General features: G+C 54.0%; 15 protein-coding genes. 11 read left to right on the top strand and 4 right to left on the bottom strand.

The features are described 5' to 3' along the window. Positions 1–2 precede the first annotated feature (2 nt). Positions 3–749: a tetratricopeptide repeat protein gene (locus KIS77_18100; protein ID MCW5924240.1), complete on the bottom strand. Its 747-nt coding sequence runs from the start codon at positions 747–749 to the stop codon at positions 3–5. A 50-nt stretch (positions 750–799) separates the two neighbouring features. Next, the gene (locus KIS77_18095; protein ID MCW5924239.1) at positions 800–1,384 is read right to left on the bottom strand and encodes an RNA polymerase sigma factor; all 585 of its coding nucleotides are present in this window, start codon (positions 1,382–1,384) and stop codon (positions 800–802) included. A 218-nt stretch (positions 1,385–1,602) separates the two neighbouring features. Here KIS77_18095 and KIS77_18090 point away from each other — a divergent pair, with 218 nt between their 5' ends. Further along, entirely contained in the window at positions 1,603–2,424 is an 822-nt protein-coding gene (locus tag KIS77_18090; protein ID MCW5924238.1) for a hypothetical protein, read from the top strand. Between the two features lies 1 nt (position 2,425). Here KIS77_18090 and KIS77_18085 read toward each other — a convergent pair whose 3' ends face one another. Continuing rightward, positions 2,426–2,593: a hypothetical protein gene (locus KIS77_18085; GenBank protein MCW5924237.1), complete on the bottom strand. Its 168-nt coding sequence runs from the start codon at positions 2,591–2,593 to the stop codon at positions 2,426–2,428. Positions 2,594–2,621: 28 nt separating this feature from the next. Here KIS77_18085 and KIS77_18080 point away from each other — a divergent pair, with 28 nt between their 5' ends. The 3 genes from KIS77_18080 (at position 2,622) to KIS77_18070 (ending at position 8,023) form a co-directional block, all read left to right on the top strand. Further along, complete coding sequence (locus KIS77_18080) at positions 2,622–4,709, top strand: PKD domain-containing protein (protein MCW5924236.1); 2,088 nt, start codon at positions 2,622–2,624, stop codon at positions 4,707–4,709. A gap of 372 nt (positions 4,710–5,081) precedes the next feature. Beyond that, positions 5,082–6,053, top strand: a complete 972-nt coding sequence (locus KIS77_18075; GenBank protein ID MCW5924235.1) for a S8/S53 family peptidase — start codon at positions 5,082–5,084, stop codon at positions 6,051–6,053. Next, positions 6,050–8,023, top strand: a complete 1,974-nt coding sequence (locus tag KIS77_18070) for a hypothetical protein (protein ID MCW5924234.1) — start codon at positions 6,050–6,052, stop codon at positions 8,021–8,023. The genes KIS77_18075 and KIS77_18070 overlap by 4 nt, the downstream gene beginning before the upstream one ends. Before the next feature lie 211 nt (positions 8,024–8,234). Here KIS77_18070 and KIS77_18065 read toward each other — a convergent pair whose 3' ends face one another. Continuing rightward, positions 8,235–9,383, bottom strand: a complete 1,149-nt coding sequence (locus KIS77_18065) for a DUF3179 domain-containing protein (GenBank protein MCW5924233.1) — start codon at positions 9,381–9,383, stop codon at positions 8,235–8,237. A gap of 544 nt (positions 9,384–9,927) precedes the next feature. Here KIS77_18065 and KIS77_18060 point away from each other — a divergent pair. The 7 genes from KIS77_18060 (at position 9,928) to KIS77_18030 (ending at position 15,912) form a co-directional block, all read left to right on the top strand. Further along, entirely contained in the window at positions 9,928–10,920 is a 993-nt protein-coding gene (locus KIS77_18060) for a ribonucleotide-diphosphate reductase subunit beta (protein ID MCW5924232.1), read from the top strand. Between the two features lie 94 nt (positions 10,921–11,014). Next, on the top strand, positions 11,015–11,350 hold the full coding sequence (locus KIS77_18055; protein ID MCW5924231.1) for a YegP family protein: 336 nt from the start codon (positions 11,015–11,017) through the stop codon (positions 11,348–11,350). 82 nt (positions 11,351–11,432) lie between these two features. Then, on the top strand, positions 11,433–11,828 hold the full coding sequence (locus KIS77_18050; GenBank protein ID MCW5924230.1) for a hypothetical protein: 396 nt from the start codon (positions 11,433–11,435) through the stop codon (positions 11,826–11,828). 233 nt (positions 11,829–12,061) lie between these two features. Beyond that, entirely contained in the window at positions 12,062–12,352 is a 291-nt protein-coding gene (locus KIS77_18045) for a nucleotidyltransferase family protein (protein ID MCW5924229.1), read from the top strand. A 40-nt stretch (positions 12,353–12,392) separates the two neighbouring features. Beyond that, positions 12,393–12,692: a DUF86 domain-containing protein gene (locus KIS77_18040; protein ID MCW5924228.1), complete on the top strand. Its 300-nt coding sequence runs from the start codon at positions 12,393–12,395 to the stop codon at positions 12,690–12,692. 36 nt (positions 12,693–12,728) lie between these two features. Beyond that, positions 12,729–15,158, top strand: coding sequence for a ribonucleoside-diphosphate reductase subunit alpha (locus tag KIS77_18035; protein ID MCW5924227.1), 2,430 nt, complete (start codon positions 12,729–12,731; stop codon positions 15,156–15,158). Positions 15,159–15,438: 280 nt separating this feature from the next. Next, on the top strand, positions 15,439–15,912 hold the full coding sequence (locus tag KIS77_18030) for a Uma2 family endonuclease (GenBank protein MCW5924226.1): 474 nt from the start codon (positions 15,439–15,441) through the stop codon (positions 15,910–15,912). Positions 15,913–15,987 lie beyond the last annotated feature (75 nt).

Here is a 15,987-nt window from a genome sequence, read left to right as displayed (position 1 = left end):
TTTCAAATTTTCCTAAGCAGGGCCTGTGCCTCTGCATGATGCGGCGCCCCTGTGGGAATTTGGCGCAGGATGGCCTTGCATGCCTCAGGCTTTTTGTTGCGAAGGTGGGCAAGTGCCAGATACCACCGCGCTTCGCCCGACCATGCGGTCTCTGGCGACACAAGGCTTGATAAGGTGTTTTCCGCCTCGTCGAGTTGGCCCAGTTCGAGCTGACACAAGGCCATAAAAAATCGCGCTTCCAAATCGTCGGGCTTGGTCTGCAAGTGCGTGCTCAAGGTGGCCTGTGCTGCGGCGAAGTCTTTGTTGTTGAACGCTTGTGCGGCATCGGTCAGCGAAGGGGCGGGGGTATCGGCACCGCTTTTTAGGGCAAAAGATGCTTCGGGAAACAAGCGGTAGCGTTGGTAGAGCGTATCGGTGCTGGGTGGCCAAGCCAACCATACAAGCAGCACTGCCGCTGCCGCTGCAGCCGCCATCCACCAGCGCCCCAACGAGACGCTGCGGGCGGAGCGGCCTGTCTGCGATTTGCCGGTAAAATGTTGTTTCCCCACATCTTGCAGGGTCTGGCGGAGAGCAGTCTCGGCACTTGCTCGCGCCCATTGCTGGGCGAGTCGCTCGCGGGCCTCCTTCGTGGCGGCCAGCGCGGCAGCAAGTGCCGGGTCGCTTTGGACATCGGCTTCAAACTCGACGCGCTCGGCATCGGAAAGCACGTTGTCCAGATAATCTTCAATGCGGGGATAAAGGTCTTCCATGTGTGCGACAATGGTTCGTGGTATTAAAAAAGAGTGCTCGGGCACAATGTTCACGAGTGCTTGACGAGCGCGAACTCAGGCGATGCCTGAATCCAGCCCATCAATTGGCTCACACACTCGTGTTTCTTTTTTCGGGCATAGCCATAACTCACTCCCAACTGCGCACTCACCTCCTCCATCGAAATGCCCGACCATGCCAATTGGAGCAGTTGGCGGCAGCCCGCAGCCAATTTTTCAAAAAAAAGGCGAAACAACCGGTCTCGCTCTTCCTCACGCAGCGTGATGTCGGCCAAAGCATCGGCGTGTTCCGTGTCATTAAATCCACTCGACTCGACGATTGTTACCGCAGCCCGCTGTCGGCGCTTGAGTTCGTTGAACCATTTGCCCCGACAAACGAGGTACAGATATGCCTCGAAAGGGCAGGTGAGCGCGAAGCCCGGACGCTGTGCTTGCCGCGTGATGGCGATGAGCGCGTCTTGAAACACGTCGCGGGCATCGTCGGGAGAGCCATTGTTGGCGCACACGAAGCGTTCGATGCGCGTGGCAAAACGGTTGTAGATGTCTGTGATGCCGCGATGGTTGTTGTTGAGCAGAGCATGGATGTAGTGTGAGTCTGGATGCAGGGGAACGCTCATGTGAAAAGGTCAGGATTGGTGTGCGCCAAAGGTAGCAGGGGTGGGGAAAAATTTTTTTGAAAAAAGTGGGGTGGAGGGGGGTAACAGTGCTATGACGACGTGGATGTGGTGATGAAAAGCGCTTTTTCGCAGGCCAAAGCCGAAAAGCCTGGCTGCTTTGGAAAAGTTCGAAGCGGTACACAGAGTAGGCTGTATTTCAACCACCTTAGTTTCAAATCATGGAAAAGAAAAAATCAATTGAATCAACCAAGGCTCCCTTAGAGAAGACCGCTGATTTTGAAGAAGATGTTACCTCGCCAATCATTGAGGCTCAAAATCAAGAAATTGCCGACCTGAAGGAATTGGCACGCACTTTATTGGCTTCCGCCCAAATGATGCACGAGCAGCAGACTCGTCAATCTTCATTGCGAGAAACAATCGAAGATGTGAAGGCGGATGTCAAAGCGGCGGCAAGAGCGATGTTGACACCTGCCGCGAAGGTCGTGAACACCAATACCAACGAGCGCGATTGTTGCGGCGACCAGCCTTGCGGATGTGTGAGCAAAGAATGTTGTTGTTTTGAAATCGTCTTGGCCAAAGTGCGGGCGGCCAAGCCCCAAATTGAACCACCTGATATGGGAGATATTCCAATACCGCCCACGATAAATGCATTGGAGGTTCAGTTGTATGTGACCGCAGGCGACCCCGAAGCAGGCTTTGTGTTTCCCGGCTTGGCAAGCACGCTGGATTTGCGGGCAAACGGCCTGCCCGGAGGCCCCGGCCCTTGGGTAGGGATAGAACGGGTGATTAACCGCGTCTTTGTCAAAAAAGGAACCGCCCTGACGACTCAGGTCAATGTGCAAGTGAGGGAACACGATGAAGGTGTCGAGCGACCAGCTGCCTTTAAGGATGAGATTGGTGAAGCCAGTGGGACAATCACGCTGGATTGCTGCATGGCAAAAATCTATCCTCCTACCCCCATTGATGTTTACCTTGAGCATGGCGGTGAGGGGGGCGGCATGGTCCAACTTGCTTTTTACGCACGACGCGTGTGCTGCTAAATCAATTTTTGTCTCCAATTTTGCCGGGCTGCCTATATCCTTGCAGCCCGGCCTCTTTTTTCTCCTTTCCCAATCGCTTGCCGGAACACGCCACCACTCGCAGCAGACGAATCGCGTCGCCCAAACCCACGAATCCGCTGGCCGCCCTCCGACGGCTGTTCGAACCCACCTTGTTAACATTCAAATTCAGAAAGCACATGAAAAACCAGTCAATCATTCTCGGTGCCTTGTCCCTTTCCTTAGTGGCAGGGCTATTGGCATGGACGGGCTACGACCCCGACAACACTTATCCCCCGACGCTTACCACAAGCGGCACCGGGGCTTCGCGCACCTTTACCGTGACTGCACCCCAGCTGCCAGCCAGTTCGAACCCATCCAGCCCAACCCAACGATACAGGGTTTTCCTATTCACGGGCGATGGCCAATATCGCTTGGACGAAATGTTGGCCGATATGCCCAATCCTTCGTGGGTATATGCGCACAGCTATGCATCCAGCGGCAATTTCACCCCTTTCGTAGAGACGGTAGATGCGTATGATGACAAGCAAAAGCCCCCGAAACAACTCTTGGGCAGCCCAATCAACATAGGCACTGGCACAGGCAATCAATTGCCCAACGTCAATTTGGGAATCTACCCCGTCAACATCATCCCCGTCAGGGCGATGGTGAGCGGCCACTCCATCACCTATATCCTGACCTACGAAAACCCAACCTCAAGCGCGTGTGAAACCATCACCGGCGATGTCGTATTCACCTTCGACAAGGAAAAACTGGAGTACAAAAACCACGAGACCTATCCGGGCAGCGACAATGTGGACGCGACGAATGTCTCCAACGGCACCATCAAAATCAACCTCTCCAACCTCGCACGCGGAACGCAAAAAAATGCGTTCCTGCGATTCAAGACCATCGGGCAACATCAAGCGACGGTCACGCCCCCGACCGCTGCCATGCAGCTGACCAGCACCGATTGCGGCATAAGTACAAGACCATTCGTGCTATCCGGCCACAACGTCGTGGAAAGTTCGCACGACCCAAACCGCAAGACAGCGTTCATCGAAGAGCGCAACGGCCAACAATACCTGATTTATCAAATCACTTTTCAGAACGACGGCCCCGCCCCAGTTAAAAAAGTGACCATCACCGACGAGCTGGATGCTAAACTTAAAAACTGCGTGCTCAACAACAGCAACTTCTCGCACCATCCAGCAGGCACTTTTTCTTTTTCCGTCCAAAACGGCATCATAGAAGCAGTCATCAATAACATCAACCTGCCGGGCACCGGGCAGCTGGGCTATGGGAGCGCTTTCCAAGAACCAGCCACCATCGGTCGCCTGCGCATCGAGATCCCCCTGGGCAATAGCTGCCCAAGCACCCGCCTGCCCTGCGATGCCATCCTCAATCGGGCACAGATTCGCTTTGATTGCAACCCGCCCATCGAAACCAATCTGGCGGTGGTCAATCTAAACTGTGGTGCCACCTTCGCTCCCGATACAACCTGCCAAAACACAGTGCTTTCTGACAGCACTTTCGTCTTGCCAGATGACTCAGGCACCAACATCTCGCTCCCGCTGTTGGATGCCTCCACGCTATCCTTTCTGACCACCAACGGGTTTCATTGCCAATGGTATCCCGAATCAGGACTCATCGGAGCCAACACCGCCAATGCCATCGTCACCGAAAAACGCAACAGAACCTACACATTGGTCGCCTCAAAGGCTTGCCAGCGATATTTCATACACCGAACCATCAAGGTGCCTTGCGCCCTCGCGTTGAGCGAGAGCATCACGCCCGGCACAACATCCGGCACCTACAACGTCGCCTTGACAGCCACTGGCCCCAATGCTCCCTTAGTGTGGCAAGACTGCTCTACGGGCAACACTTGGCAGATGCTCAACCTAATCCCCGGTACCTATTATTTTTCCGTGTACGACCCTGCCACGGGGTGCTATGCCGACAAACTCATCACGCTGTGTGGGCAGGAGCCAAACGTAAGCGACACACCGGGCGATTGCGTGGCCAACCTGCAAGTGTCGGGCGGTAAGCCTCCATACACCTATCAATGGAAATGGAATGGCAGCTCCCAATCATTCAGCGGGCACTCCGTCAGTTTGTACGGGAAAAACAACGTGCAAGTGACCGTGACGGACGCCAACGGCTGCTCCACTGTTTTTTCGCCCGTGATGGGCAACTGCCCATGGTGGGGAGGTGTGCCAGTTTGGGTCATCATCGGCACGGTGGTGGTAGCCGCACTTGGGGTCTATTATTTTCTTTTGAAAAAGTAACTATTTAGACAGCGCCCCGAAACATATCCCGGGGCGCTACTCCTCACGAAACATACCTTGATTCGCTAGGATTTGTTAGATGAACATGATTGATGTTCTTGATTTTTAGCAGATTGCGATTGCAGCCATGCCCAAAACCTAACGGCGCGAAGTATAATATCAAGCATCTCCAACCAATTTTTCGGGACGCTGCCCTGCCTTAATAGACTTGCTCCTGACCGCAATCACCCCTATCCTCACAAAACCTATCCCACGCTACCCCATATTCGAGTGGCCAAGATATGCCACGCGCACGCGCCGCCCCACAAACAGTTCAGGCTTGATTCTTGAAATCACCGTAGTTTTATCCGCACAAATTCCAACCACCTAACTATGCCCATTTTCAACTGGAATGAAATGCTGCAACACCTTCCCGCCGAATGGCGCTCCACGGAAGGTCGCGGCGTGAAAATCGCCTACCTCGACTCCGGTGCCGAACTCCAACACCTCGCGCTGCGGCATCTGGACAAACCCGGCCACAAATTCAACGTGGCCCGCGCCAACTACGCTCCCAACGCACCCATTCCAGTAGGCAACGACGACATCAGCGACCTCAAAAACGAGGGCATCCTGCACGGAACCGCCTGCCTAAGCGTGTTGGCCGCATTGCCCGAAACCGACGACCACGACAACCCCACCGCTGGGCTGAAAGGCATAGCCCCCCAAGCAGAAATCTACATCATCAAAATCGCGGGAACCGACAACACCGTGACCGACAAAAACTTGGTGGACGGCATCCACCTCGCCCTAAAATTGGGTGTGGACATCATCGGCACCAGCGTGCTCACCACACGCTCCGAGACCGTCACCGAAGGCCGGCTGCGCGAAGTGTTCGACATGCTCACCGCCTCCCGGACGGTCTTGGTCACCACCCTGCGCAACACCGACAGCCTCGCAAGACTCAAGCGGCTCGCGTTCCCATCCACAGAGCCGGAAAGCATCGTGGCCGGGACCATCAGCCACCCCATCCTGGCTTCGCGCCCCGCGCCAGCCGACATCGCCGAACTCACTGGTCTTTTGCTGCCCGCCGCCCAAGTCGTTTGCTACACCGGCATCGCCGACACCCCATACTCAAAGCGAGAGTGCTCCTGCAGCTTCGCCACTGCCTGCCTCGCAGGAGTAGCCGCCCTGGCCATCAGCCGTTTAAAAGAAAAAGCAGCCACAGACGAAATACCCTACGAACGACCCGACCGCGCGACGTTGCTGCAACACTTGACCGAAACCGTTGCCCAACCCTTCTCCATCGAGGAAATGCTGGCATTGCCCCTCTGTTTTTACAATCCAAAAACTGCTCTCAACCCATGAAAAAAATCTTGCTGCACCTGATATGTTGGGGCATCTTGTGCCAAAACCTGCTCGGCCAGCCTGTTACTCGGCAAAGTCTGTTGCAACACGCCATAGGGATTCGGGAATTTGCAGTGCCCAACGGCCCCGGTCGCTTCAAACTCAAAGACGACGAGGCCAGCACGGGTGAATATCTGGCGCGGCTATTCGCTGCCACGGGCCTGCCTCCCGAATCCAAGAAAAAAAACCTGCTCGACGCGCTGGACGGCAATCCCTACCTCGCCGACGAATTGGACGGCCCCATCGTCGGCATTTCCAACAATTTGCAAGACTTGGGCAGCCTCACACGCGGTCAGACCTACGCCGCCCCAGCACCCACCGTTAGTGGGTTCAGCCCCACAGCCGTAGCCGACGGGCTGGCAAAATTTCTGGTGGCCCGCACGAAGGAGGAACTTAGCATCGTGTTCTTCCGCGATTTTCAAGATGAAATGCGCCGAAACACCGCGCTCAACACCCTCTTCCCTTCCACAGCGGCAGTGCTCGACTTGATTGGCGAGCGCATTTATCAATACAACCTCTACCTCGAGTCCATGCGCGAAAGTTTCGACAAGGACATGAAGGTATTGCCCCTCAACCTGAAAGCCTACCTGACCAATACACAGTTCATCCGGTCCGAAAAATATCAAATCCTCGCCGAGGATGCCCTCGACCTCTCCCAGCTGTTCCTCGACGGAATGTCGCCCGACTCCATCATCGCCCACCTCGCCATGCAGTCAGCGGTGCAGCAGCCCACACGCCGTGCCAGCGTGCTCGACCCGACCGACCAACAACAACTCACCGACTTGGCAGCTGGGCTGCGAACGCTTCACCTCCTCTCCGAATCGCTGCGCAGCGACGACGACACACAGATTTGGCTGCCCGCCAAAAAAGTCTCCGCTGCGCTGCGCGACGAAGCGGTGCTCAACATTTACCTCGGACTGCTGTGGCATCACGGGCATCGCATCCAGTTCAGCGACGGCGCTTCCGTGCGCGACAAACTGGGCGGCATCGCTCGCAACACCGGCCCCATGCGCGACTGCTTGCGCGATTTTGCGCAACACGCCGAGGATACTCGCATCGGCCTGCGCAACTCCTACCGCCGAGGCCCCGACGACGATATGCGCTACGAACAACAATTTCGCTTTTTCGACCCTTTTTTCAAACTCCTGCAAACGGGGATGCGCTTCAAAACCCAAGTCGCTGGCTACACCGGCGCTTCCACACGCACCGACACCATTTTCCTCAAAAGCCTGCAACACCTCAACGACCTCAACCTCGACATTCGGCGCAAACACTACGCCGCCGCCGTCAACGACTTGCTGTTTGTGTTCGACCAACTGGCTCCCGCTTTCGAGCATCGCGACAAGGTGTTCAAATACGGCCACTTCATAGCGGCAGTGGCCGCTGCCGACAATTCCGACCAGATAGCCGCCGCCATTGAAGCAGTGGCGCTGCCGCCCGGCAGTTCGCGGGTGAAAAAACAAAATCACTTCTCCGTTGCTATCAATGCCTATACAGGAGTGACGGCTGGCAGCGAGCATTTGCAGGGCTTTGGCGGCAAGCCATTTGTGGCGCTGTCCGCGCCATTGGGTTTTTCGGCCAGTTGGGGGCTGGGCCTAGAATCGGGCAAAAAAATAGGGAGCATCACGCTATACGCCCCGCTCATTGACGTGGGCGCCTTGGTCGCCTTCCGCTTCGACGACCCGTTCTCCAACAACCTGCCAGAACTCGAATGGGGCAACCTGCTCTCCCCCGGACTCTACCTCGCCTATGGTTTTTTCAACGAACTGCCCTTCACGTTCGGCATCGGTGCGCAACGCGGCCCCAACCTGCGAAAAGTCAGCACCGGGACGGGCGACATCAATGTCAGCGGGTGGCGCGTCGGTGCCTTTTTCGCCGTGGACATTCCGCTGTTCAACCTGTACGTCAAGCCCCGGCAGCGCCGCAATTAAGGCTGGTTCAGAAAATCATACCTTGATTCGCTAGAATTTGTCAGATGGCCATGACTGCTCCCCTGATTATGAGCAGATTGCGCTTTTAGCCATGCCCAAAACCTGGCAGAGCGAAGTATAAAAACGCTGTGCTCTTCGTGCCTCTGTGTTTTTCCCCTATTGGGGGATGACACAGTTTTATGAACGCTCTCCAACTTCTATCAACCCTCATTTAATACCTCGTCGTGTATGGGTGAAAGGTCATCCAACTGTGCCAAAACTCTTGATAGGCCGTGATTTTTTTCAAATCCCGATTGGCTGGGTCATAGGCTTTGCCAAGCAAATTCCATGATTTTTCCCCGTTGAACAGGGTGTCGTTTTTTAAGGAAAAAATAGCCGTCGCGTCGGGCCGCTCGAAGGCAAAAAAACTTTTATCGTCGTCTGCCAACGCAATGACGACAGGCTGTTCGCCTACTTGGTCGTTGATGACGCGCTCTTGTTTCAATCGGTTCCAGTCGAAGGCCTTGGAAGCCTTGCCCGATTCGATGCCGACAACCCACGATTTTTCCTGCCACGAAAGCGTGTCCGTACGGGTCAACTTTCCTCGTTCCACCCCAAAATCGTAGGTGTCTAAATTGGCGTAATCCTCTGAAAACGTGCTGTCTGCCTGCATCACAAGGCTGTTTGGGTGTAGGACAAACCACTCGCCCAGAGAAGTTTGCGTGGCGTGGATTTCGGGCAGTTGGGTGCCTTTGAGCGGGCCAGCCACCGCCTCGCCCGTCACTTGCCGCCACCAACTTTTTGTCGTCGCATCCTCAAACATGGCGTTGAAATGATCCATCCCGACGAGCCGAAAATCCTCTGGCTCGCCATTCACCTTCGGGGCATACACCCGCCCCGTACGGCAGACGGTACAGTACGTTACCATCACCGGCTCGCCGCCCACCGTGTCGCGCACCTGATGGTGGTAGCCGATATACTGAATCGGATACGCCTTCGCTTGGCCGTTCAGTTCGATGCCGAGCACGAGCTTGTCCAAGCCAACCTTGTTTTCGGTAGCGCCCGCCATGCGCAGCACCGTCGGTTGGTAAAACATCTTTTCCGCCGCCATTTTGAAATTGAAATTGAAAATGACAGCACCGACAGCGACAAGCACGAGGAGGGCAAGCCAGCGTTTCGCCCGAAAAGCCGACAAGAATCCCGCTGCCATCGTCGCTCCGAAAATCGCCCGGAACACCCACCGCCACCCGTGCAGAAAATACGCAGCGTCGAGGCTTCCCATGCGCTGGCTGCCGGGCATGGGCATGATGAAATAGACGTTGGCGACTTCGAACAAGGCTAGCCCCGCCGCGCCGATGTAAAAAAGGGTTTTCCAATTCATGGCAGCAAAGGAAGGAGATGCCGCCGGAGAAAAAGCTTAGAAATTGTTTAGAATTTCTTTGCGCCACGCATTGATACAGAATATATAGACAGCACAATTGGCACGGATAAAACCATTATTTTATGAGCCAAAAGTGTGTTCAAAAATTTTCCACAAAATTACCAACACAAGTTATCCACAATGTTGAGAACAAATTTGATTTTTAAAGACTATTGTAAATCAAATACTTGAACAAGTTATTCACATTTTGTGGAAAATTTACTTTAGGCAAAGCCAAAAAACCCGTACTTTAGCCTCCGCTTGTCCGCATCTGCGACGGGCAAACTTTACTCCGCCTTTTTCGAGCACGTCCCTTCCACTCATGTTGTGTTTTCCCGACAGGCGCTGAACGCGCCCAAAGGAAATGTCTGCAGCCAAAAATTGCCTTTTTTGCAATGACTGGCTCGCTCCGACCACGCCGGATATGGGAGTACCAACCCCTCAAACAACTCAAACAAAGTCCACAAAAAAACAACCCATCTCTTCATCTGATTCAGAACATTCTATGACACAACTTACCAACACCATCGCCACAGAGCCGCTTCTCGCCGAAAACCCCGACCGCTTCGTCATCCTCCCCATCAAATACCCAGAGGTGTGGAAGATGTACAAAACCGCCGAAGCATCCTTCTGGACAGCCGAAGAGATTGACCTTGCCCCCGACCTCAACGATTGGGAAAACAAACTCAACGACGACGAGCGCCACTTCATCAAACACGTCCTCGCCTTCTTCGCAGCCAGCGACGGCATCGTGAACGAAAACCTCGTGCTCAACTTCATGCGCGAGGTGCAAATCCCCGAAGCCCGCTGCTTCTACGGCTTTCAAGTCGCTATCGAGAACATCCACGCCGAGATGTACTCGCTGCTGATTGACACCTACATAAAAGAGCCAAAGGAAAAAGACTTCCTTTTCCACGCACTGCAAAACCTGCCCTGCGTCGCCAAAAAAGGCGAGTGGGCGCTGCGCTGGATTGAGAACTCGCCCACCTTTGCGCACCGGCTCATTGCCTTTGCCGCCGTGGAAGGCATCTTCTTCTCCGGCTCGTTCTGCTCCATTTTTTGGCTCAAAAAACGCGGCCTCATGCCCGGCCTCACATTCTCCAACGAACTCATCAGCCGCGACGAGGGGATGCACTGCGACTTCGCCTGCCTGCTCTACTCGATGCTCGAAAACAAACTCGCTCCCGCCGAGGTGCAGGCCATCATCACCGAAGCCGTCGAGTTCGAGAAAGAATTTGTGACCGACGCACTGCCCGTCTCGCTTATCGGCATGAACGCCGAGATGATGAGCCAGTACATCGAGTTCGTGGCCGACCGCCTGCTCATGTCGCTCGGCTGCGAGAAAGTCTATAAAACCGCCAACCCCTTCCCGTGGATGGACATGATTTCGATTCAAGGCAAAACCAATTTCTTCGAAAAGCGCGTCGGCGACTACCAGAAAGCCGGCGTGATGGCCGCCCGCGAAGAGCAGGTGTTCAGCATGGAAGCGGACTTTTGAGAAAACAAGCACCTCCACATCCCTATTACGCAAAAAAACTACTTTTATCGCTCTATCGAACATTAACCATATTTCTCAACAAACATTTTTCATCATGGGAAAATTTGTGATTTCTCAGCGTGCCAACGGTGACTACCAATTCAACCTGAAAGCTACCAACGGACAAGTCATCCTCACCAGCCAAGGCTACAAAAGCAAAGACACTTGCATGAACGGTGTCGAATCCGTGCGCAAAAACGCGCAGGACGATGCCCGCTTCGAGCGGCTGACCTCCTCGAATGGCAAACCCTATTTCAACCTGAAAGCCACCAACGGCCAAGTCATCGGCACCAGCGAAATGTACGAAAGCACGGCATCGTGCGAAAACGGCATTGATTCGGTGAAGCGCAACGCGCCCGACGCAACGGTGGAAGACACGACAGCTGCCTAACCATCCGCCTCCATGGATTGCCGCCGACTGTTTTTCGGTTGGCGGCAATCACAATGTCCAACTCATCTTGCAAACTTCTTCGATGATGAAAACCACTCGTTTTTTCAGTTTTATCCTTTTTGGAGGCCTATTCGTGTTCACGACAACGACTTGCCAGAAAGAAAATCTCGAAGTTGAGGTGAACATCCTTTTTCAAGATGCCATAACCACCCAAATAGACAATGACAACCGAAGGCTGGACTTCACGGTCGTGGTCACGCAATTGGGAAACACCTTCTACCGCGACTACACGATGACCTTCACAAAAATCAACAACTCGAGCGTCGTGCTGGATTCTTACCACACCACGCTGCCGACAGCACGGGAATTTGTAAAACACTCGATTCAGCCCCTTGAACCAGGCTTTTACATGGCAAACATCACGCTAAAAAAAGAAGGGGTTGAATACGGTTTTGGGAAAGGGATAGAAGTGAAATGAGTTTTTGTCGTTGTTGGCATCCCCGCCAACAACACGCGGCGGAGCGAGATGCCGGACTCTAAGCGACCATACCGTTTACTGCCGCGCTTGGTGAGAACACCAAGTACGACGGGAAAAAATCAATTAACCCCTACCCCCCTCGCTGTCGCGAGGCTCTGCCCCTTGACAAACCATCCAAAGTGCTTTGCCTTAAACACCTCTAAACCAAAACATAAGATTACGTAAAAACAACCATGACCACCTTCTCTGCCATATCCGCCGCACTCGCCGCCAAACGCGACTACTTTTTCAGCAAATACCCGCTGAAAAACATGGCCATTTTCGGCTCGGTCAGCAGGGGCGACAATAGACCCGACAGTGACGTGGACATCATGGTGGAGTTCACTGAGCCGGTGGGCATGGATTTCCTCCGGCTTGCTGACGAATTGGAAACCTTACTTGGCTGCAAGGTAGATTTGGTCACCAGAAGAGGCGTGAAGGACCGCTATTTTAAACATATTGAACCCGACCTGAAATATGTCTAAGAGAAGCAACATAGACTTGTTGAAAGACATACTCTAATCTGTGGAGAAAATTCTGCGCTATACGGCCGGAATGCCCTTCGAAACATTCGCCTCCAATGAACTGGTAAAGGACGCGGTGCTGCGAAATTTTACCATCATCGGAGAAGCCGCCAATAGTCTGGGAGAGGATTTTTACGAACAGTTTTCAGAAGTCGAATGGCGGTTGGTCATCAATTTCAGGCATCGGGTGGTACACCATTATTTCGGAGTTGATGAGCAGGTCGTGTGGGAAATTGTAGAAGAAGACCTTCCGAAATTGGAGAGAAAAATCAACGAAATCATCGCTAAAATCGAAACATAAAAGAGAAACCCACAACCTTACACACCCACCATTATGATGCAAGTAATCAAACGTTCCGGGCGCCGCGAAGAGGTGTCCTTCGACAAAATCACGGCGCGCCTGCGCAAACTCACCTACAACCTCGACACCAACTACGTCAACCTCATCGAGGTCTCCAAAAAAGTCATCATGGGCCTCTACGACGGCGTGACGACCGTGGAACTCGACAACCTCGCAGCGGAAACCGCCGCCACCATGGCCACCGTCCACCCCGACTACGCCCTGCTGGCCGCGCGCATCGCCGTGAGCAACCTCCACAAGGAGACCGAAAAATCCTTCGCCAAAGTGGTGCACGAACTCTACCACTACATTGACCCGAAAACCGGCGACCGCGCGGGCCTCATCGGCGACGACACCTACAAAATCGTGCAGAAGCACAAGGAACGCCTCGAAAGCGCCATCATCTTTGACCGCGACTTCGAGTTCGACTACTTCGGCTTCAAAACCCTCGAACGCTCCTACCTCATGCGAATGAACGGCAAGGTGGTGGAGCGCCCGCAACACCTCTTCATGCGCGTCGCCGTCGGCATCCACGGCGAGGACATTGACGCGGCCATCGAGACCTACAACCTCATGAGCGAGCGCTGGTTTATCCACGCCACGCCCACCCTCTTCAACGCCGGAACGCCCAAGCCGCAACTTTCCTCCTGCTTCCTGCTCAGCATGACAGAGGACAGCATCGCAGGCATCTTCGAGACCCTCTCGCGCTGCGCCCTCATCTCGCAGTCGGCGGGCGGCATCGGCCTGAGCATCCACAACATCCGCGCCACCGGCTCCTACATCAAAGGCACGGGCGGCACCTCCAACGGCATCATCCCCATGTTGCGCGTGTTCAACGACGCGGCGCGGTATGTGGACCAAGGAGGTGGAAAGAGGAAAGGCGCCTTCGCCGTCTATCTCGAACCCTGGCACGCCGATATTTTTGAGTTTTTGGAACTGAAAAAGAATCACGGCAAAGAAGAAATGCGCGCTCGCGACCTGTTCTATGCGCTGTGGATTAGCGATTTGTTCATGGAGCGCGTGAAAGACGACAAGGATTGGTCGCTCTTCGACCCGAACGAAGCGCCGGGTTTGTTCGACGTCTATGGAGCGAAATTCGAGGCGCTCTACCACCAATACGAGCAGGAAGGCCGCCAGCGCAAAACGGTGAAAGCCCGCGACTTGTGGAACGCCATCCTCGAAAGCCAAATCGAGACCGGCACGCCGTACATTCTTTACAAAGACGCAGCGAACAAGAAGAGCAACCAGCAAAATCTTGGCACCATCCGCTCGTCGAACCTCTGCACCGAAATCATCGAGTACACCTCGAAGGACGAGGTAGCGGTGTGCAATTTGGCTTCCATCGCGTTGCCGAAGTTTGTCGCCAACGGCCAATTTGATTTTGAAAGACTTTTTGAAATCACCCGCGTCGTCACGCGCAATTTGAACAAGGTCATAGACATCAATTACTACCCGATTCCCGAAGCGCGGAACTCGAACATGCGCCACCGCCCCATCGGTCTCGGTGTGCAAGGCTTGGCAGACACGTTCATCCTGCTCGGCATGGCGTTCGACAGCGAGGCGGCCAAGCAGTTGAACAAAGACATTTTCGAGACCATCTACTTCGCCGCCGTGACGGAGAGTGCGAATCAGGCGGAAAAACACGGCCCTTACGAGACTTTCAAAGGCTCACCCATGAGCAAAGGAATGTTCCAGTTCGACCTTTGGGGCGTGTCGCCCTCAAAACGCTGGGATTGGGACAGCCTGCGCGAGCGCGTGAAAAAAGTCGGCGTGCGCAACTCGCTCCTGCTCGCGCCCATGCCGACGGCCTCCACAAGCCAGATTTTGGGCAACAACGAGTGCTTCGAGCCTTACACCAGCAATCTCTACACACGCCGCACCCTCGCGGGCGAACACATCGTGGTGAACAAACACCTCATGCGCGACCTCGTGCGCCTCGGCCTCTGGAACGAAGAAATGCGCGAAGCCATCATGGCCGCCAACGGCTCCATTCAAGGCATCGAGGACATTCCGAAACAGGTGCGCGACGTGTATAAAACGGCCTACGAAATCAGCCAAAAAGTCATCATAGACATGAGTGCCGACAGGGGCGCGTACATCTGCCAGAGCCAAAGCCTCAACGTGTTCATGGAGGCTCCCACGTTTGCGAAACTTTCCTCGATGCACTTCTACGCCTGGCAAAAAGGCCTGAAAACGGGAATGTACTACCTCCGCTCGAAGGCCGCGACCGACCCCATCAAGTTCACCCTCGGCCAGAAGCATCAGCAAAAGTTCGTGGCAAATGCGAAGGCCGACAACCCGGTCGTCAGCGCGACGATTCCGGCAAGAGAGGAGCCGAAGCCCATCGAAATGTCGGTGCCCGAACCCATAGCCGCAGGCAAGGTGTGTAGCTTGGACGACCCGACGTGCGAGGCTTGTTCGGCGTAGATTGATTGAACACGCGGCTGACACTGAAAGACACTGATTTTAACAAGTATGTTTTTTTTTTGAAAAACTTCGGTGAAATCAGTGTCTTTCAGTGTCAGCTGTGTTCAAAAAAGAAACAAACGGCTGCCGGCGGGAGCGAATGAGGTCGGGCACTTTCCCTATTTTCCTCCACTGAAACGCACTTTCCCACACTGTTTCTGCCCGATTGGCTGCTGCACGGCAGCCGTTTTTTTTTAGGTTTGAAAAATCCGATTTACTTTCGGGAAAAAATTAAATAGCGATGACAACTACCGCTGCGCTTAACGAGTACGAAATCGAACGCGGAAAGCCCATGCCAGACAAAAATCACGCCTTCGTCCAAGCCCGACTTCTCCTCAATACTCAAGTCAAGTATGAAGGCACATACACGATACTGCCTGAGTTAACGCTTGGCTTGCCCATTCGGGAACGAGTACCCGATCTCGCCATCTACCCTCCAATGGATTTCGTTCCCGGCGACAACGAAATTCGCATGACCGAAATCCCGCTCGGAGTCGTCGAGATTCTTTTCGCCAAGCAGGATTTGTCGGAACTCATGGTGAAACGCGCCGAGTATTTTTCTGCCGGGGTGAAATCCTATTGGCTGGCGCTCCCTGACTTGAAAACGATTTACGTCTTTTATTCCCCCGAAGACTACAACATCTACTCCGGCAAAGACATTTTGAAAGACAAAAAATTGGACATCGAACTCGATTTGGGAGAGATTTTCAAATAGTTTTGTACCCAGATGAAAATGATTTGCGAGATTGCCTTGATTGATAACAATGATTTTCAAGGATTTAAACGGGCA

The organism is Saprospiraceae bacterium, assembly GCA_026129545.1.
Lineage (GTDB): Bacteria > Bacteroidota > Bacteroidia > Chitinophagales > Saprospiraceae > M3007.
The sequence above is the reverse complement of the archived record's forward strand: the minus strand, read 5'-3'. Positions and strand labels throughout refer to the sequence as shown.